Source organism: Pseudomonas sp. S44, from assembly GCF_016624805.1.
GTDB classification, from domain to species: Bacteria; Pseudomonadota; Gammaproteobacteria; order Pseudomonadales; family Pseudomonadaceae; genus Aquipseudomonas; species Aquipseudomonas machongensis.
The window spans coordinates 1-17,410 of record NZ_JACVTY010000034.1; the positions used below are offsets into that span (position 1 = coordinate 1).

Consider the following 17,410-nt stretch of genomic DNA (forward strand, 5'->3'; position numbering starts at 1 on the left):
CCCAAGCCCCTGCCCCGCAATCCCCACCAACGTCACGCTATCGCGCCCGAACGACAGCACCAGGTCATCCCCCGCCCGACTCAGGTGGTCACGCCAATCCGGCGCTGCCGTCCCGCCTTCGACGCCCATGAACACCAACCGGTCCTGCCCGGTGAAGTCCAGCACCCGGTCCTGCCCGAAGTGCCCGCTGAACAGAAAGGTGTCTCGTCCACCGCCGCCACTGAGCACATCATTCCCGGCACCGCCCACCAGCACATCGTCGCCTGCCCCACCCACCAGACGATCATCGCCACCCAGGCCGAACAGCCACTGGCCCTGGTTGCCGGCCACCAACTGATCATTGCCTTGTCCGCCGCTGACCGACAGGGCGTAGGGATCCAGCTTGCCGCTGCTGAGCAGCCCATTGACGGTCACTGCGTGACTGACGTCCTTGCTGAAGAACACCAGGCTGCTTTCCTTGCTCACCAGCGACTCGACATTGCGCACCTGGCTGATCCCACCCTCGCTATCACGCACATACAGCGTGCCCTCGCCATCCCGGGCTATCGAGAAGCGCGCCAGCGCATCCCCCAGATGCAGGGTGTCATGTCCGGCGCCGCCGTCTATCAGGTTGAAACCGCCGTCGTCGCGGAAGGTGTCATTGCCTGCGCCGCCATACAGGTAGTCGTTGCCGCGCCCGCCCCGGATCAGGTCGTCCTGGGCCGAACCGACAATGAAGGTACTGCCAGAGTGCGGCTCGGCGTTGCGATTGAGGTCCTGTACCCAGGTCGAGCCACGGGTGGCGTCGGACAGGTTGCTGACCACCACGGTCGAGTCCCGGCTGGTCCAGGGGTAGAACGGCGAATCCACTACCCGACCCAGGCCATCGGCGTAGGCTGCCGGCAGGTGCGAGAGCCAGGTGGCGATATTGCCGATGGAAAACGGCAGCAGGTTCCACGCGTCGGAGGCGTAGTGGTCATTGAAATTGACGATGTTGTCAGTGGTCGAGGGCTTGGCGGCATCGTGCACGCCCAGGGTCGCCCAGGTCAGCGCCGTGCCGTCGAGCACACGGAACACAGGATCGTTCTCGTAACCGATATTGAGCACCTTGTCGGGGTCGGCAGCCTGCGTGGGCGAGGCGAAGGCAACATAGCGGGCATCCTGGTAGAAGCCGCCCCAGCGCGAAGCACTGAGGTCGGCCAGGCTGTTGACCGCCAGCCCGCCAAGGCTGTGGCCGCTGACGGTGATATCGGCACCTGACAAGCCGTGGGCCCTGGCGAACGTCGCGACATCGCCCAGCAGGCGGTCGAAAGCATTGCCGGCGTAGTTGCGTGAGTAGTCGGCTGGCCCCAGCGCTGCCAGCAGGTCGTTGATGGCATCGCCGAGGGTGTCGCCAATCAGATTCTCCCGCGGGCCGCTGGTGCCACGAAAGGCGATACCGAGGCCAATAAGCTGGCCATCGCCGGCATAACGGCCGAGCACCTCGACCTGCGCCGAGGTGTAGCCCGGTGCCTCGCCATGGAAGGTGCCACGCGCATCGGTTTTGCCCTGGTAACCCAACTGTGCGGCGCTGATTGGCGTCCAGCCAGCCGCCTTGACCTGCGCCAGGGCCTTGGCCTCGGAGTCGGGATTCCAGGGGATGCCGGGAATCACGCCCTGGCTGTCGGTGCCACCGATCAGAGCCTTGACCAAGGTTGCCGGCAACCCGAGGCCGAAGCCGTGCTTCTGGTAGCCAGCAGAGAAACCGTCGTCGATACCATGATAGGCATAGACCGCCAGGGCCATGGCATCCTTGTAGAGCGCGTAGGAGGCAGCACCGTCGAGCTGACGGTAATCGAACAAAGGCATGATCCGACTTCCTTGTTGTGATTGGAGTGAAGGCCCACAAGCGACATCGTCCATTGACACATCTGGCAGGCGAACGACAACGCTGGCACGGTACCGGCCGGTCATCCAAGCCCGATGTCGGGGCATTCATGCCAAACCTGCGGACATATTTCCTGGCAATAACCTGTACATGCATACAGATAAATCTTGCCTGCACGCGCTGTCTTGCGCATCCTAGTCGCCATCAACCTCGATGAAGCGTTCACGGCCATGCGCCTTTTTCTCTGTGAAAAGCCCTCTCAGGCAAAAGACATCGCCAAGGTACTGGGTGCCAACCGCAAGGCCGACGGCTGCTGGCAAGGCACTGATGTCTGCGTCACCTGGTGTATCGGCCACCTGCTCGAAACCGCACCGCCCGACAGTTATGACGCACGCTACAAACGCTGGTCGCTCGATGATCTGCCGATCATTCCGGAAAAATGGAAAATGCTGGTCAAACCCAAGACCGCCAGCCAGTTCAAGGCGGTCAAGCGTCTGCTCAGCGAAGCCCGGGAGCTGGTGATCGCCACCGATGCCGACCGTGAAGGCGAGATGATCGCTCGCGAACTGGTCGAGCATTGCCGCTACCGCGGGCCGATCCAGCGGCTGTGGCTCTCCGCGCTCGATGACGCCTCGATCCGCAAGGCGCTGGCCCGCCTGCTCCCCGGCAGCGAAACCTTCAGCCTCTATCACTCGGCCCTTGGTCGCTCGCGGGCCGACTGGTTGATCGGCATGAACATGAGCCGCCTGTTCACCCTGCTTGGTCGCCAGTCCGGTTATCAAGGCGTGCTGCCGGTAGGAAGGGTACAGACACCGACACTGCGCCTGGTGGTCGACCGCGACCGCAGCATCGCCGACTTCGTACCAGTTCCCTACTGGGCGATCGAGGTGCAGCTAGCGCATTCGGACCAGGTCTTCAACGCCCAATGGCGTGCACCACAAGACACCTGCGACGATCAGGGCCGTTGCCTGAACCAGGCAATCGCCCAGCAGGCCGCCACCCAGATGCAGGGCGCAGGTAGCGCACAAGTGCTCAAGGTACAGACCGAGCGTGTGCGCGAGGCCGCACCCTTGCCTTTTGACCTCGGCACCTTGCAGGAACTGTGCTCGAAGAAGTTCGGCCTCGGCGCCCAGGAAACCCTCGACATCGCCCAGGCGCTCTACGAAACCCACAAGCTGATCACCTACCCGCGCAGCGACTGTGGTTACCTGCCGCTCAGCCAGCACGCCGAGGCGCCCGCCGTTCTCGCCGCCCTGCAACGCGCCGACACGAGCCTCGCCCCCTTGCAGGCGCATCTGGAGCCACACCGCCGCTCCCGTGCCTGGAACGACGCCAAGGTCAGCGCCCACCACGGCATCATCCCCACCGCCGCCGCCAGCGATCCTGCGCGCCTGCCACCCAAGTACAAAGCGGTCTATACCCTGATCCGGGCGCGATACCTGGCGCAGTTCCTGCCCAATCACGAGTACGACCGCACCCAGGCCGAACTGGACTGTGCCGGGCACGCCCTGCGTGCAGTGGGCAAGCAGATCGTCGAACCCGGCTGGCGCCGCGCCCTGCCCGAGGCACTGACCCCAACCAAGGGACGCGAAGCGCCACCCGCGCAAGTCCTGCCGCAACTGCGCGAAGGCGACGACTGCAGGGTCCAGGACCTGCAATTGAAAGACCTGTGGACCCAGCCACCGAAGCCTTTCACCGAGGGCGACCTGATCAAGGCGATGAAGAACGTCGCCAAACTGGTCGACGACCCGCAGCTCAAGCAGAAGCTCAAGGAAACCACCGGCATCGGTACCGAAGCGACCCGGGCCAGCATCATCCAGGGCCTGCTCGACCGCGGCTACCTGGTCAAGCACGGCAAGGCACTGTCCGCCACCCCCGCGGCCTTCAGCCTGATCGACGCCGTGCCACGGGCCATCGCCGACCCCGGCACCACTGCGATCTGGGAACAGGCACTGGACATGGTTCAAAGTGGCGAAATGAGCCTGGAAGAGTTCGTCACCCGGCAGTCGGCCTGGATGGGCAAGCTGGTGCAACGCTGCGCGGGAATGCGCCTGACCATCAGCGGCCCGCCCCTCGCTGCCGGTGGCAAAGGTGCACCCTGGAAGAAAAAACGCCGCAGCAGCGGTAAGGGCAAAACCGCCGGCAGCAAAGCCGCACCTCGTGCAAGCAAATCTCCAAGACGGCCTGCGGGGAAGTCCAGCTGACGATCACATCCTGGGGTGTGTCGCCGCCTCGCCAACGCTCGTCTTGTACAGCATACAAACCCTGAACCCGCTCCGCGCAGGCCCCCATGCAAGCATTACTGCAAGAAATCCTCGATCAGGTCCGCCCGCTGCTCAGCCAGGGCCAGGTCGCCCAGTACATCCCCGCCCTCGCCCAGGTCGACCCGCAACAACTCGGCATCGCCGTACAGAGCCTGGACGGCCAGCTGCATTGCGCCGGGGATGCCTATACGCCCTTCTCGATCCAGAGCATCTCCAAGGTCTTCAGCCTGGTCCAGGCGATCAACCACAGTGGTGAGGATATCTGGTCGCGCCTGGGCTACGAGCCCTCCGGGCAGGCGTTCAACTCGCTGGTACAGCTGGAAGTGGAGAAAGGTCGCCCACGCAATCCTTTCATCAATGCCGGCGCGCTGGTGATCTGCGACATCAACCAGTCGCGCTATGCCACCCCGCCCTTGTCGATGCGCGACTTCGTCCGCCGCCTGGCAGCCAACCCACGCATCGTCAGCGACCCGGTCGTGGCCGACTCCGAATACCAGCATCGCGCCCGCAACGCCGCCATGGCCTACCTGATGCAAGCGTTCGGCAACTTCCACAACGATGTCGACGCCGTGCTGCGCAGCTACTTCCATCATTGTGCGCTATCGATGAATTGCGTCGATGTCGCCCGTGGCTTTGCCTTCCTGGCCAACAGCGGCTACTGCCCGCACAGCGGCGAGCACGTGCTCAGCCCGCGCCAGGCGCAACAGGTGAATGCGATCATGGCCACCAGCGGGCTGTACGACGAGGCGGGTAACTTCGCCTATCGCGTGGGCCTGCCGGGCAAAAGCGGAGTGGGCGGCGGCATTGTCGCGGTAGTGCCGGGGCGCTACAGCATCTGCGTGTGGTCGCCTGCACTGAACGCCTCGGGTAACTCACTGGCGGGGCTGCGGGCACTGGAGCTGCTCAGCGAGCGGATCACCGGCTCGGTGTTTTCCGCGGTGCTGTAGGCCTGACGCTTCAATCGCAGCGCACCTTGAAAAACAAACCCCACCAGGGCGGTCCCTGGTGGGGTTTGTTTTACTACAACTACCCGTAGCCGGGCTGACCCGATGTCAGAAGAAGTTGTAGGTGTAGCTCACGATCAGGCGGTTTTCGTCCTGGTCACGCTGGCCCGATACGTCGGTGCGCAGCGCAGCGTTACGCCACTGCAGGCCCAGGCCCTTGAAGGTACCTTCCTGAACGACGTAGGCCAGGCTGAAGTCACGCTCCCACTCCGAACGGTCCGAGCCCGCCGAGTTGACGTTGGTGCCCTTCAGGTAGATGGCGTTGGCGGTCAGGCCGGGTACGCCGAGAGCGGCGAAGTCGTAGGCGTACTGCGCCAGCCAGGTGCGCTCGCCGGCACGCAGGAACTTGCCGATCTGCACGTCGGTGATCAGGTAGGCACTTGCACCGTCGCCCTGGTTCAGGAATGGGAAGTCGCTGGTGCCGTTGACACGCTGGTAACCGGCGCTCAGCGCGTGGCTGCCCAGCGAGTAGGTGAACTTGGCGCTCCAGGTGCGGTTGTCCACTTCACCGTTGTTCTGGTAGCCCGATGCGCGATAGCCAGCCAGGCGGCCTTCGGTGCTGGCGTTCTTGCCATCGGAATCGCTGTAGAAGTAACGCAGGTCGGACTTCAACGAACCCACTGGCAGCGCCAGGTTGTGGGTCAGACCCAGGAAGTGCTGTTTGTAGAAGTCGTCCAGGTTGCCGTAGTAGTACTGCAGCAGCAGGTCCTTGCTCAGCTTGTAGTCGGCACCGGCGTAGTAGAAGGCGTTGCTGCGACGGTTGGAGGTGGCGGTGGCCGGGTTGCCGTTGGAGCCGGCAATGGTCAGCGATTCCATGTTGGTGCTGTTACGGCCCTTGGCATGCTCGAGCTTGCCGCCGATCAGGGTCAGGTTGTCGATCTCGTTGGAGGTGATCTGGCCACCTTCAAACGTTTGCGGCAACAGACGACCGTCGTTGTAGGTGACTACTGGCAGCTTGGGCTGCAGTACACCGAGCTTGGCTTCGGTCTTGGAGATCTTGACCTTGCCGGTTACGCCCAGGCTGCTGAAGTCGTCAACGGCGCGGCCATCGGAATCGGTCGGGAACACAGTACCGCCCTTGGCGGTGCTAGTCGGGTTGTAGTGGGTACCCTTGCCCGAATCCAGACGGAAACCGGTCAGGCCGATGGCGTCTACGCCGAAGCCAACGGTGCCCTGGGTGTAGCCGGATGTGAAGTTGAAGATGAAGCCTTGGCCCCATTCTTCCTGCTTCGACGGGTTGGCAGTGCCATTGCGGTTGTCAGAGTTGATGTAGAAGTTGCGCGCAGTGACCGAAGCCTTGCTGTCTTCCACGAAACCTGCCGCCTGCGCCCCCAGCGACAAGCTGGCCAGTGCAACGGCCACTGGCAGTGTGCATTTGTACATGTGTGCTCCTTTCTAGCTTTTCTTATAGGCCTCTCGCTGAACGCGAGGGCCGAGTTTCGATACGTTTGAACGTCACGCGTTATTACTTTAACAACAATCGCAAAAGATTTTTATTCGATTGTGCTATAGGAACCGAATGCTAGCAAAAAACCACTATCGGCAGGGAGAAAGGTTTCAGTTCCATGACCTCAGGCAGGGCTTTTACAGATACGCTTGGACGCTACAGCACACCGCTGTTTCGGCTGCTCAGCAAAAAGGATGATGACATGCTGCGAATATTGGGTAAGGCGAGTTCCATCAACGTGCGCAAGGTGCTGTGGACCTGCGCCGAAATCGACCTTCCATTCCACCGCGAAGACTGGGGTTCAGGTTTCCAGCCCACCCAAACCGCTGAATTCCTGGCCCTGAACCCCAATGCCATGGTCCCGGTAATCCAAGACGGCGACCTTACGCTGTGGGAGTCCAATACCATCATTCGCTATCTCGCCAACCGCTATGGGCAAGCGGCAGGGATTTACCCGGCCGACGCCGTGGCCAGGGCGCGTGTCGATCAATGGATCGACTGGCAGGCCAGCGATCTCAATCGCTCCTGGAGCTACGCCTTCATGGCGCTGGTCAGGCAGTCAGCTGCGCACCGGGATGAACAGGCGCTCAATGCCAGCATCAGCGAATGGTCGCGACATATGCAGATCCTCGACCAACAGTTGGCAAAGACTGGCGCCTACGTTGCCGGCAAGGCGTTCTCCCTGGCAGACATTCCGATCGGGTTATCGGTAAACCGCTGGTTCGAGACACCGTTCGAGCACCCGAACCTGCCTGCAGTGGCTGACTACTACGCGCGCCTGAGCGAGCGGGAAGGCTATCGGCTGCACGGCAGAAACGGAACGCCCTGAACAGGGCAATAACATTATTTTGCATATTATAATATGCAAAAAATGAATTTCCATCATTTACAGCTGGCCGTTAGATTCTAAGAAGAAGCCCGGCCAGCTCGTTTTCTTCTAAACCGCTCAACGCCAGGCAACCTTGTCCCAGCAAAGGAACCCAGCAATGAGCGTCGAAATCCTCGGCATGATCACCGCCTCGCCCGGTTCGGAGGTCGACCAACCCACGGGAGATGCGGTCGATCCGGACTACGTGCGTCGCTTCGCCCAAGCCCATGAAGCGGCCGGTTTCGACCGCATCCTGGTCGGCTATTTTTCCAACGGGCCGGAAGGCGCAGTGGTCAGTTCGTTCGCCGTCGCTGCCACCGAACGCCTGGGCATCCTGCTGGCCTACCGCCCAGGGGTGATCAGCCCGCCCCTGGCAGCGCGGCAACTGGCGACCCTCGATCAATTCAGCAAGGGCCGCCTGGCGCTGAACGTGGTCAGCGGTGGCAATGACCAGGACCTGCAGCGCGATGGCGATTTTCTCGACCACGATCACCGCTATGCGCGCACCGGCGAATACCTCGATGCCCTGAAGGCAATCTGGACCGCCGAACATCCGGTGGACTTCGCCGGCGACTTCTACCGTTTCAACGCCGCCTCGCCCGCCATAAGGACCGTGCAGCGCCCGCATATCCCGATCTACTTCAGTGGTTCATCGGATGCCGCGGTGCGGGTCGCAGCGCAACATGCCGACACCTACATGCTCTGGGGCGAACCCCTGGCCGCCGTCGCCGAGCATATCGCCAAGGTCCGCCAGGCCGCCGCTGTGCAACAGCGCGCCCCGCGCTTCTCGGTGTCGTTCCGCCCCATCGTCGCCGATACCGAGGAGGCCGCCTGGAAGCGCGCCGCCGAGATCCTCGAGCAGGTCCGCGATGCACGCCAGAAACTCGGTTTGCCGCTGCACGACCACCAGCCCGAGAACGTCGGGTCGCAGCGTCTGCTGGCCGCCGCGCAACAGGGCGAAGTGCTCGATCAACGCCTGTGGATGGGCGTTGCCCGTCTGACTGGGGCGCGCTGGAACTCCACCGCGCTGGTCGGCACCCCCGAGCAGGTCGCCCAGGCGTTGGGCGAGTACTACAAGCTCGGCGTGTCGACTTTCCTGATCCGCGGCTTCGACCCATTGAACGACACCATCGAATACGGCAAGACCCTGATCCCCGCCATCCATCACCAGATCGAACGCCTGGATACACGCCAGGCCAGCTGAGGAAACCCCATGAAACTGTCACACCTGATCCGAGTCACCCTCGCCGGCCTGTTCCTTGGTACCCCGCTGGCGCAGGCCATCGCCGCCGAGCAGGTCACCCTGCGCATCGGCGACCAGAACTACTACAACGTGCGCGCATCGCTGGAAGCCTCCGGGGCACTCAAGGATGCACCCTACAAGGTCGAGTTCAAGCACTTCCAGTCGGCCGCACCGGTGGCCGAAGGGCTGGAGGCCGGTGGCCTGGACATCGGCTTTCTCGGCGACTCGGGCTTTCTGTTCCTGGCTGCCAAAGGGGCGCCCGTCAAGCTGATCGGCGTCTCACGGCAGAACCTCGACACCATCGCCCTGCTGGTGCCCAAGGACTCCCCCGCCAAGACCATTGCCGACCTCAAGGGCAAGAAGGTCGCCTACTGGCCCGGCGCCTGGAGCCAACAGTTGACCTTGCGCGCACTGGACAAGGCCGGCCTGCCGCATGACTACGTCGAGTTCGTCAAACTGATGCCAATCGATGCCGCCGCCGCGCTGCCGCAGGGCAGCATCGATGCCTTCCCGGTGTGGGAACCCTACATCTCGCAACAGATCGTGTTCTCCGGCGCGCGCAAGCTGGTCACCGCCCAGGGCCTGATGCCTGGCTTGAGCAGCATCGCTGCGCGCAACGATTCGATCGATAGCAAGCACGCCGCCATCGAAGACTTCCTGGGCCGCCTGCAAAAAGCCCGGGCCTGGGTCGGTGAGCACAAGGAAGCTTATGCCGACCTCTGGGCCAAGAAAGCCAACCTCGACCAAAGTGTCTCGCGTCACTGGATTGGTCAGGCCGACATGAGCGTGGGCCCGGTCGATGCGCAGGCGGCGAAGGACTACCAGGATACTGCCGACTTCCTTGTGCAGACCGGCACGCTGCCCAAGCCCCTGGACACCCGCGCGATCATCGACACGTCGTTCGACGGCGCGTTCAGCCAGTAAGCTGCCGGGCGCACGAAGGATCAAGCCGCCAGCCGCACCGCATTGCGCCCGCCAGCCTTGGCCAGGTACAAGGCGGCGTCGGCCTTGGCGATCAGCCGTGCCGGGGTGTCATCCTCCCCCGGCACACCGCACCAGAGCCCGACGCTGAAGCACAGCTCGATCTCCAGCCCGGCGAAGCGTGCCGGATTCCTCGCGATGGCTTCGCGCAGACCGTTCAACGCCGCCAGGGCACCCTCGCCCTCGGTTCGCGGCAACAACAGCAGGAATTCCTCACCGCCATAGCGCCCCAGGCTATCGCCTTCGCGCAGCCGCTGCTGTAATTGACGCACGCAGTGGCACAGCACTTCGTCCCCCGCCAGATGGCCGTGCACATCGTTGATACGCTTGAAATGGTCGATATCGATCATCGCCACGGCCAAGCTGTACTGCGCCGCGCGCGCCTGCTCCAGCTCGAACTCGAAACGTTCGAGGATGGCGCGCCGATTGCCCGTGCCGGTCAGCACATCGTGTCCGGCAAGGTGCTGCAAGCGCGATTCGCTGCGCTCCTTGGCCATCAACACCAGGCCAATGGAATACATCATCACCGTGGCCGTGCCGATCGCCACCGACACCGTCTGCTTGAGGTTGCTGGTGTCGTAGCGCATCTCCTGCGCCGTGCCCGCCAGCACGGCAACCACCCGCATGCCCAGCCCCACCAGGCTGATGCCGGCACCGATCACCAGCAGCAGGTGTGCCCTGCCCTTGTGCAGGGCCCGTTGACGGGCCCAGTAGAGAATCAACACGCATTGCAACATCAGCACCAGGGCCGCCAGCAGCATGCGCGGCTCCACCGTCTCGAGCAGCGAGATCAAGCCCAGCAGCATCAACAGCGGAATGGCGAAGATCGGCCGCCACGGCACGGGGCGCTCGCGCACCCGGAACAGGCTCGCCGAATAGAACGCCAACGCCAATGACAGCAGGCTGTTGGCCAAGACATAGCTTACCCACAGAGGCGCATGGCCGAACAACGTGTAACAGACATAGGCCAAGGCATGGGCCAACAGTCCACAGCCGGTCAGCAGCAGGTTGTCGCCTCGATTGAACTGCCCGACCAGCAACAGACAGAAAGCCAGGATCGTCGCCACCAGCGCGACCGCAGCGAACAGCGTAGGAGTATGGGCGATCATCATGATTCACCGTGTGGCAGATGGCCGTCTTGATCGCGGCCTGCCTGACAGTCTAGGAGCCGTGCAGGCCCGCGACCATGACCCAACGGGACAGAACAGCAGCCCGCAGACACGCCGCCTATCCCTGGCGCGGTAATATTTTGTGCCACTTTGAAACCAAATGAATCCTCACCGGTCTCAGCAGTTGTCCCGTAAACCGTTGCGGATCAAGGATTTCCATCGCCATGCCACGCCTTGCCAGTTTTTCGCTGATCGCCGCTGTCGTGCTGCTCGCCGGTTGCCACAGCCATCGTCACCATGATGACGATGGCTGGCGTGACGGCGACCGCGATCGTCACCGTCATCATCACCGCGATGATCGCGATGACGACGATCGCCGCTACCGTGACCGTTATTACCGCTGAAGCGTCTCTCCAATCCCTGTCCGCCGCACGCCTGCGGCATCCAATCCTGATGATTCCTTCGAGGTTCATGAAATCATGCGTCTGACTCTGCCTTCCCTCGCCCTGGGCCTGCTGCTGTGCCAGGGAGCGTTCGCCGGTGACGGCACCGCAGCCATTGGTGGCGGCCTGGGTGGCGCCTTGGGCAACGTCGTCGGCAAGCAGATCGGCGGCAGCACGGGCGCCGCCATCGGCGCAGGCCTGGGTGGCGCAGCCGGCAGCGCCGTTGGCGCACGCAAGGGCAACCGCACCGAAGCGGCCATCGGCGGTGGCCTGGGTTCAGCCGGCGGCTCGCTGGTGGGTGCCAAACTTGGCGGCAGCAATGGCTCGACCATCGGCGCAGGCCTTGGCGGCGCGGCCGGTGGTGCGATCGGCAACCACCTGGGCGACAAGAACAAGAAGCACCGTCGCCACTGATTGACGCACTCCTGCAGGAGCAACTGCCCTGCAGGAGCAACTGTCTTGTTCAAAATCTAAAGGCCAGCCCTATCTACTGGCTGCAAAGTATCCTGTGGGAGCGGCGGTTCGGCGCCCCGACTTGTCCCGCGAACACGGGCATAGCCCGTGCCAGGCAGCGCGGTGTCTTTTTCGCGGGTAAACCCGCTCCCACAGGGACCCGCGCTGCTTTTTTAGGAGCAACTGTCTTGCTCAAAATCTAAAGGCCAGCCCGCTCCCACAGGGATTGGGCTGGCCTCTACTCAGCCGTCTTTCAGCCCAGGCGGTGCCACTCGCGCTTGTCCCGGCTCAGCAATTCATAGCCGGCTTCGGGCCCATCCTCCCCCGCCTCGTACTCATGCACTTCGCCACCACTGGCCCAGGCGTCGAGGAAAGGCTGTACCGCACGCCAACCATTCTCGATATTGTCGGCCCGCTGGAACAACGTCTGGTCACCGGTCAGACAATCGTAGATCAAGGTTTCGTAACCGGTCGCCGGGGTCATCTTGAAGAAGTCCTTGTAGGCAAAACCCAGCTCGACGTTCTCCATCACCAGTTCAGGCCCGGGGCGTTTGGCCTGTAGATCGAACCACATGCCTTCATTGGGCTGAATCTGAATCTTCAGGTAGTTGGGCTTGGGCCGCTCCAGCTCCGACTCGCGAAACTGCGCGTAAGGTGCAGGCTTGAAGCAGATGGCGATTTCGGTGTCGCGCACGCTCATGCGCTTGCCGGTGCGCAGGTAGAACGGCACGCCCGCCCAGCGCCAGTTGTCGATCATCACCTTGAGCGCGACGTAGGTTTCGGTGCGGCTGCGCGTGTCGACATTGTGCTCCTGGCGATAACCGGCCATCCGTTTGCGGCCCTGCTTGCCCGCCACGTACTGCCCCCGCACCGAGTTCTTCAGCGCCATTTTCTGCGACCATGGGCGGATGGCACCGATCACCTTGGCTTTCTCGCCCCTGACAGCGTCAGCACCGAAGGCCGCCGGTGGCTCCATGGCGACCATCGCCAGCAACTGGAACAGGTGGTTGGGCACCATGTCACGCAAGGCACCGGTATTGTCGTAGAACGCGCCACGCGTCTCGACCCCGACGGTCTCGGCGGCAGTAATCTGCACGTGATCGATGTAGTGGTTGTTCCAGAACGATTCGAACAGGCCATTCGAGAAGCGGCTGACCAGAATGTTCTGCACCGTTTCCTTGCCCAGGTAATGGTCGATGCGATAGATCTGCCGCTCGCTCATCACCTTGAGCAGGCAAGCGTTGAGCGCCTCGGCGCTGGCAAGATCGGTACCGAATGGCTTTTCCACCACCACCCGGCGAAAGCCGCCCGCAGACTCGTCGAGCAGGCCCGCCTCGCCCAGGCGCTGGGCCACCTCGGGAAAGAAACGCGGCGAAGTGGCCAGGTAGAAGATGGCGTTGCCGTGACGGGTCTTGGCGATGCGCTTGCCGATCTCCGAATAGGTCGCAGGGTCCAGGAAGTCGCCGGTCTGGTAGTCCAGACGCTTGGCCAGGCGCGACCACAGCCCTTCGTCCAGGCACTTGCCTGCGCCCTCGCCGCCCTTGTCGCGCTCGATCATGAAGTCGTGCAGGCGCTCGGCGAACTGCTCGGCGCTGGCCTGGTTATGGTCGACTCCGACAATACGCAGGTTGCGGTCCAGCAAACCGTCACGGCTGAGGTTGTACAACGCCGGCATCAGCAGACGCTTGACCAGGTCGCCATTGGCGCCGAACAGGAACAGCGTGCAGGGCGGCGCGGCGGGAATCGTCTGTTTGCTCATGAACCCTTCTTCTCGACATGGCCACCGAAGCCCAGGCGCATGGCAGACAACACCTTGTCGCCGAAGGTGCCTTGCTGCTGGCGTGAGCGGAAACGGGCAAACAACGCGCTGGACAACACCGGCACCGGTACTGCCTGCTCGACTGCAGCATCGATGGTCCAGCGCCCTTCACCACTGTCGGACACCGAACCGCTGAACTGGGCCAGTTGCGGATCGGCGACCAGCGCATCGGCGGTGAGGTCGAGCAGCCACGAAGTGACCACACTGCCGCGCCGCCAGACTTCGGCGATCTCCGCCACGTTCAGGTCGAAACGCTGGTCCTCGGGCAACTCGGTGCCGCCCTTGCTGCGCAGCAGGTCGAAACCTTCGGCATAAGCCTGCATCAAGCCGTACTCGATACCGTTGTGCACCATCTTCACATAGTGCCCGGCACCGGGCGGGCCGGCGTGAATGTAGCCATGCTCGGCACGCCCATGCTCACCCGTGCGACCCTGGGTGCGCGCAATGTCACCCACGCCCGGCGCCAGCGCCTTGAACAGCGGCTCCAGCCGTTCGAACACGTCCTTTTCGCCGCCGATCATCATGCAATAGCCCCGCTCCAGGCCCCAGACACCACCGGACGTGCCTACGTCCAGATAGTGCAGGCCACGCGTTGACAGATGGGCGGCGCGGCGCATGTCATCTTTGTAGAAGGTGTTGCCGCCATCGATGATCGCATCGCCTGGCTCGAGCAGCTCGGCGAGCTGGGTGATGGTCTGCTCGGTAGGCTCGCCCGCCGGCAGCATGACCCACACCGCCCGTGGCGCCTTGAGTTTCTGTACCAGCGCGCCGAGGTCATGGGCGCCCAGGGCGCCCTCGCTGCTCAGAGCGCTGACGGCATCACGGTTGCGATCGTGTACCACGGTCTGGTGGCCTGCGCGCATCAGCCGTCTTGCGATATTGCCGCCCATGCGGCCCAGCCCGACGATTCCCAGTTGCATGTGCCGATGCTCCCCTTGCGAAAATGGATGACGAACGCGATTCAGGTGTTCAGGTTAGTCCAGCGTACCGCACGAGGGTTCACCGACGAACGGCGTGACCACCATAAACAAAAAAGTTCCCAAGGACAGGGAAAGAATTCAGAATGCGCGCCGCACGAAGCGTCTACGCTTGTTACTGTCACCAGCCAAACTGCGAGGTGTTCTCTTGGGTACCTACATGCCTGCCACTCCCCCCCAGACCCTCTATGTCACTGTGCGCCGCGACGAATTGCGCCAATTGAAGGACGAGCGCGATCAACTGCGCCAGCAGGTGGCAGAGCTGAACCTGTTGCTCGAACAGGCGCGCCTGGGCAGCAAGGCTGCCGGCCTCTGACCTTTCGCCGCGCCGCGCAGCCCCTGCGTGCGCGGCGCCCTGACCTACCCGTCTGCTGCATAGCGAAAACACCTTCAAAGGTAGACGCGTGTGCCTATATGGGCTCGATCCAAGACTACCTAGATTGAGCGACGCCGCAGGCCCATTCCGGTGCCTGCTCCGCGTAGAAGACGCCCATGAATAAAATGATCCACTGGCTCCCGCTCGCGTTGCTGGGGAGCCTCAGCCTGCACGCCCACGCTGCGCCCCAGCCGTGCCAACCACTCGACGAGAAACAAGCCGTGGCGCTATTCGAGCGCTGGAACGACAGCCTGCGCAGCGGCGATCCAGAGCAGGTGGCCAACTTGTACGAAAACGATGCAGTCCTGCTGCCGACCGTATCGAAAATCCCACGCCTGACTACCGCCGAGCGCCTCGACTACTTCAAGCATTTCCTCGCCGACCAGCCCTCCGGCAAGCTCGATACCCATCACCTGAGCCAGACCTGCAACAAAGCCACACTGACCGGGTTATATACCTTCAACTTCGCCAAGACCGGGCAACAGGTCGCTGCGCGCTACACCTTTACCTACCGCTGGGACGGCCAGCAGTGGCTGATCAACCACCATCATTCTTCGCTGCTGCCAACCACCTGACACGGCCCGCCCTCCTCGTTCAGCGGGTGCCTGATCCGCCGCAGCAACACTGCGTTGCCGCGGCTCCAGCGCGCCAACGTTTGCGCAGATCAACGGTCGCGCAAATAGTGACCAATGGGTCACCCCACCTACCTTTCGTCCCCTACACTGAGGATTCGGCCCGTGTTTTGCTCCGAAACCAGTGACGCAATCAAGTCGAACTTTCCAAAACACGGGTAGGTCAGGAAGTAAGTAGGCCGCGCAAAGGGACTTCCTCACGCGTCAGCCCGCCCACCCCACACTGTCCAGGCGCCTGTTCGGCCGGAATGCCGCTCGCGCTGTGCCTGCGCGCACGACCATGGGGCAAGGAATGCACTACGAAGATGCTGAAAGTCAAAGCGAGAACAGACACGAGATAAACGCAACGGGTGCCAGCACCCGCATGAACAAGGGACGGAGAGAAGTATGATCAGTGCCGCTGTCGAGCCTCACGCAGAATCATTCAACCTGGAAAATCGCGAGCCTGTTGCACCTGGCTTCGCCACGGCAGGCAAGGCACCCGCTACCACGCGCCGCAACAATCCGCACAAGCGCAAGGTGCTGTTCGTCACCTCCGAAATCGCCGACCTGGTCAAGACAGGCGGCCTGGGCGATGTCTCCGCAGCCCTGCCCAGGGCGCTGTCACACCTGCACGATGTGCGGGTCTTGATTCCGGGTTATCCGCAGGTGGTCGACAGCGACAACCCCATTCACATCGTCGGCGAACTCGGTGGCCATGCTGCGCTTCCGCCGTGCAAGATCGGACGCATGGACCTGGCGGATGGCCTGGTCATCTACGTGCTGATCTGCCCCGAGTTGTACGAGCGCGAAGGCACCCCGTATGGTGCCAACAATGGCCGTGACTGGCCCGACAACCATATCCGTTTCGCCCGCCTGGGCCTGGCCGCCGCAGAGATCGCCGCAGGCGATGCAATGGCGCACTGGCGCCCCGATCTGGTGCACGCCCATGACTGGCCAGCCGGTCTGGCGCCTGCCTACATGCACTGGCGCGGCCTGAACACACCGACCTTGTTCACCATCCACAACCTCGCGTACCAGGGTGTCTACAGCCGAGGCTGCAGCCCGGAGCTGGCCATTCCCGACCATGCCATGCAGCAGGAAGGCATGGAGTTCTACGGCAAGCTGTCGTTCCTCAAGGCCGGGCTTGCCTACTCGAGCCACATCACCACGGTCAGTGCCACCTACGCCCGGGAGATCACCACGCCCGAGTTCGGCTGCGGCCTCGACGGTTTTCTTGCAAGCAAGGCCCAGCAAGGCCTGCTAGGCGGCATCCCCAATGGCATTGACGAGAGCTGGGATTCGGCCACCGACTCGCACCTGGTGCACAACTTCAGCATCAACGACTGGGAAGGCAAGGCCCGCAATGCCGAGCAGGTCCGCGAGCTGTTCGGCCTGGAGCCGTGCCAAGGGCCTCTGTTCGCCGTGGTCTCGCGCCTGGTCTACCAGAAAGGCCTGGACCTGACGCTGAGCGTGGCCGACGACATCGTCCGCCAGGGCGGACAAATCGCGATCATCGGCCGTGGCGAGCCGGAGGAAGAACAGGCCATGCGCGATCTGGCCCTGCGCCATCCGGGCCGCATCGGCGTGCGCATCGGCTTCAACGAAACCGATGCCCGACGCATGTTCGCCGGCAGCGATTTTCTGCTGATGCCCTCGCGCTACGAGCCGTGCGGCTTGAGCCAGATGTACGCACAGCGTTTCGGCTCACTGCCGGTGGCGCGCAATACCGGCGGTCTGGCCGACACCATCGAAGATGGCGTCACGGGTTTCCTGTTCAACGAATCGAGCCCCGAGAGCTACCGCGAAGCCCTGAACCGCGCCTTCTACGTACACGGCAAGAAAGATCTGCTCAACGCCATGCGGTGCCTGTCGATGACTCAACCGTTCAACTGGTGCCAGGCGGTGGAACCCTACGCTCGCCTTTATGAGGAACTGGTCTGCCAGGCACATAGCCGCCACTACTGAA

The 17,410-nt window shown here is 62.9% G+C and carries 15 protein-coding genes; 10 read left to right on the forward strand and 5 right to left on the reverse strand.

The features are described 5' to 3' along the window. Positions 1 to 1,827: polyurethane esterase (locus tag IAE40_RS21485; RefSeq protein WP_200603831.1), on the reverse strand; the 1,827-nt coding region annotated here is incomplete at its 3' end. 249 nt (positions 1,828 to 2,076) lie between these two features. Between IAE40_RS21485 and IAE40_RS21490 the strand changes: the two genes are divergently transcribed. Further along, positions 2,077 to 4,050, forward strand: a complete 1,974-nt coding sequence (locus IAE40_RS21490; RefSeq protein WP_153773094.1) for a DNA topoisomerase III — start codon at positions 2,077 to 2,079, stop codon at positions 4,048 to 4,050. Positions 4,051 to 4,136: 86 nt separating this feature from the next. Next, positions 4,137 to 5,057: a glutaminase B gene (gene glsB / locus IAE40_RS21495; protein ID WP_153773007.1), complete on the forward strand. Its 921-nt coding sequence runs from the start codon at positions 4,137 to 4,139 to the stop codon at positions 5,055 to 5,057. A 105-nt stretch (positions 5,058 to 5,162) separates the two neighbouring features. Here glsB and IAE40_RS21500 read toward each other — a convergent pair whose 3' ends face one another. Beyond that, entirely contained in the window at positions 5,163 to 6,497 is a 1,335-nt protein-coding gene (locus IAE40_RS21500; protein ID WP_063544244.1) for an OprD family porin, read from the reverse strand. Positions 6,498 to 6,763: 266 nt separating this feature from the next. Here IAE40_RS21500 and IAE40_RS21505 point away from each other — a divergent pair, with 266 nt between their 5' ends. The 3 genes from IAE40_RS21505 (at position 6,764) to IAE40_RS21515 (ending at position 9,596) form a co-directional block, all read left to right on the forward strand. Next, positions 6,764 to 7,390: a glutathione S-transferase family protein gene (locus IAE40_RS21505; RefSeq protein WP_200603847.1), complete on the forward strand. Its 627-nt coding sequence runs from the start codon at positions 6,764 to 6,766 to the stop codon at positions 7,388 to 7,390. Positions 7,391 to 7,568: 178 nt separating this feature from the next. Then, a complete protein-coding gene (locus tag IAE40_RS21510) occupies positions 7,569 to 8,633 on the forward strand; it encodes an LLM class flavin-dependent oxidoreductase (RefSeq protein ID WP_200603848.1) in 1,065 nt (354 codons plus the stop codon). A gap of 9 nt (positions 8,634 to 8,642) precedes the next feature. Beyond that, positions 8,643 to 9,596, forward strand: coding sequence for an ABC transporter substrate-binding protein (locus IAE40_RS21515; protein WP_197891382.1), 954 nt, complete (start codon positions 8,643 to 8,645; stop codon positions 9,594 to 9,596). Between the two features lie 20 nt (positions 9,597 to 9,616). On the opposite strand, the gene IAE40_RS21520 is transcribed toward IAE40_RS21515, so the two are convergent. Next, on the reverse strand, positions 9,617 to 10,762 hold the full coding sequence (locus tag IAE40_RS21520; RefSeq protein ID WP_197891541.1) for a GGDEF domain-containing protein: 1,146 nt from the start codon (positions 10,760 to 10,762) through the stop codon (positions 9,617 to 9,619). A gap of 224 nt (positions 10,763 to 10,986) precedes the next feature. On the opposite strand from IAE40_RS21520, the gene IAE40_RS21525 reads away from it, so the two are divergent. After that, entirely contained in the window at positions 10,987 to 11,166 is a 180-nt protein-coding gene (locus IAE40_RS21525) for a hypothetical protein (RefSeq protein ID WP_054892350.1), read from the forward strand. A gap of 75 nt (positions 11,167 to 11,241) precedes the next feature. Beyond that, complete coding sequence (locus tag IAE40_RS21530; RefSeq protein ID WP_054892351.1) at positions 11,242 to 11,619, forward strand: glycine zipper domain-containing protein; 378 nt, start codon at positions 11,242 to 11,244, stop codon at positions 11,617 to 11,619. A gap of 292 nt (positions 11,620 to 11,911) precedes the next feature. On the opposite strand, the gene zwf is transcribed toward IAE40_RS21530, so the two are convergent. Both zwf and gnd read right to left on the reverse strand, forming a co-directional pair. Next, positions 11,912 to 13,417, reverse strand: coding sequence for a glucose-6-phosphate dehydrogenase (gene zwf, locus IAE40_RS21535; protein WP_200603832.1), 1,506 nt, complete (start codon positions 13,415 to 13,417; stop codon positions 11,912 to 11,914). Further along, a complete protein-coding gene (gene gnd, locus IAE40_RS21540) occupies positions 13,414 to 14,442 on the reverse strand; it encodes a phosphogluconate dehydrogenase (NAD(+)-dependent, decarboxylating) (RefSeq protein ID WP_256673967.1) in 1,029 nt (342 codons plus the stop codon). Before gnd ends, zwf begins: the two co-directional genes overlap by 4 nt. A 160-nt stretch (positions 14,443 to 14,602) precedes the next feature. On the opposite strand from gnd, the gene IAE40_RS21545 reads away from it, so the two are divergent. The 3 genes from IAE40_RS21545 (at position 14,603) to glgA (ending at position 17,409) form a co-directional block, all read left to right on the forward strand. Further along, positions 14,603 to 14,770 (forward strand): DUF6026 family protein, encoded by a 168-nt coding sequence (locus IAE40_RS21545; RefSeq protein WP_226938273.1) that lies wholly within the window; start codon positions 14,603 to 14,605, stop codon positions 14,768 to 14,770. Between the two features lie 176 nt (positions 14,771 to 14,946). Next, positions 14,947 to 15,405 carry an SgcJ/EcaC family oxidoreductase gene (locus tag IAE40_RS21550; RefSeq protein ID WP_153773002.1) on the forward strand — a complete coding sequence of 153 codons (459 nt, stop codon included), beginning with the start codon at positions 14,947 to 14,949 and terminating at the stop codon, positions 15,403 to 15,405. Between the two features lie 444 nt (positions 15,406 to 15,849). After that, a complete protein-coding gene (gene glgA, locus IAE40_RS21555) occupies positions 15,850 to 17,409 on the forward strand; it encodes a glycogen synthase GlgA (protein ID WP_200603833.1) in 1,560 nt (519 codons plus the stop codon). The last annotated feature ends 1 nt before the right edge of the window (position 17,410 follow it).

Bases quoted from the DNA above. Each gene is read 5' to 3' on its own strand.
- IAE40_RS21490 (WP_153773094.1), top strand. From the start codon at position 2,077: ATGCGCCTTTTTCTCTGTGAAAAGCCCTCTCAGGCAAAAGACATCGCC.
- glsB (WP_153773007.1), top strand. From the start codon at position 4,137: ATGCAAGCATTACTGCAAGAAATCCTCGATCAGGTCCGCCCGCTGCTC.
- IAE40_RS21500 (WP_063544244.1), bottom strand. From the start codon at position 6,497: ATGTACAAATGCACACTGCCAGTGGCCGTTGCACTGGCCAGCTTGTCG.
- IAE40_RS21505 (WP_200603847.1), top strand. From the start codon at position 6,764: ATGCTGCGAATATTGGGTAAGGCGAGTTCCATCAACGTGCGCAAGGTG.
- IAE40_RS21510 (WP_200603848.1), top strand. From the start codon at position 7,569: ATGATCACCGCCTCGCCCGGTTCGGAGGTCGACCAACCCACGGGAGAT.
- IAE40_RS21515 (WP_197891382.1), top strand. From the start codon at position 8,643: ATGAAACTGTCACACCTGATCCGAGTCACCCTCGCCGGCCTGTTCCTT.
- IAE40_RS21520 (WP_197891541.1), bottom strand. From the start codon at position 10,762: ATGATCGCCCATACTCCTACGCTGTTCGCTGCGGTCGCGCTGGTGGCG.
- IAE40_RS21525 (WP_054892350.1), top strand. From the start codon at position 10,987: ATGCCACGCCTTGCCAGTTTTTCGCTGATCGCCGCTGTCGTGCTGCTC.
- IAE40_RS21530 (WP_054892351.1), top strand. From the start codon at position 11,242: ATGCGTCTGACTCTGCCTTCCCTCGCCCTGGGCCTGCTGCTGTGCCAG.
- zwf (WP_200603832.1), bottom strand. From the start codon at position 13,417: ATGAGCAAACAGACGATTCCCGCCGCGCCGCCCTGCACGCTGTTCCTG.
- IAE40_RS21550 (WP_153773002.1), top strand. From the start codon at position 14,947: ATGAATAAAATGATCCACTGGCTCCCGCTCGCGTTGCTGGGGAGCCTC.
- glgA (WP_200603833.1), top strand. From the start codon at position 15,850: ATGATCAGTGCCGCTGTCGAGCCTCACGCAGAATCATTCAACCTGGAA.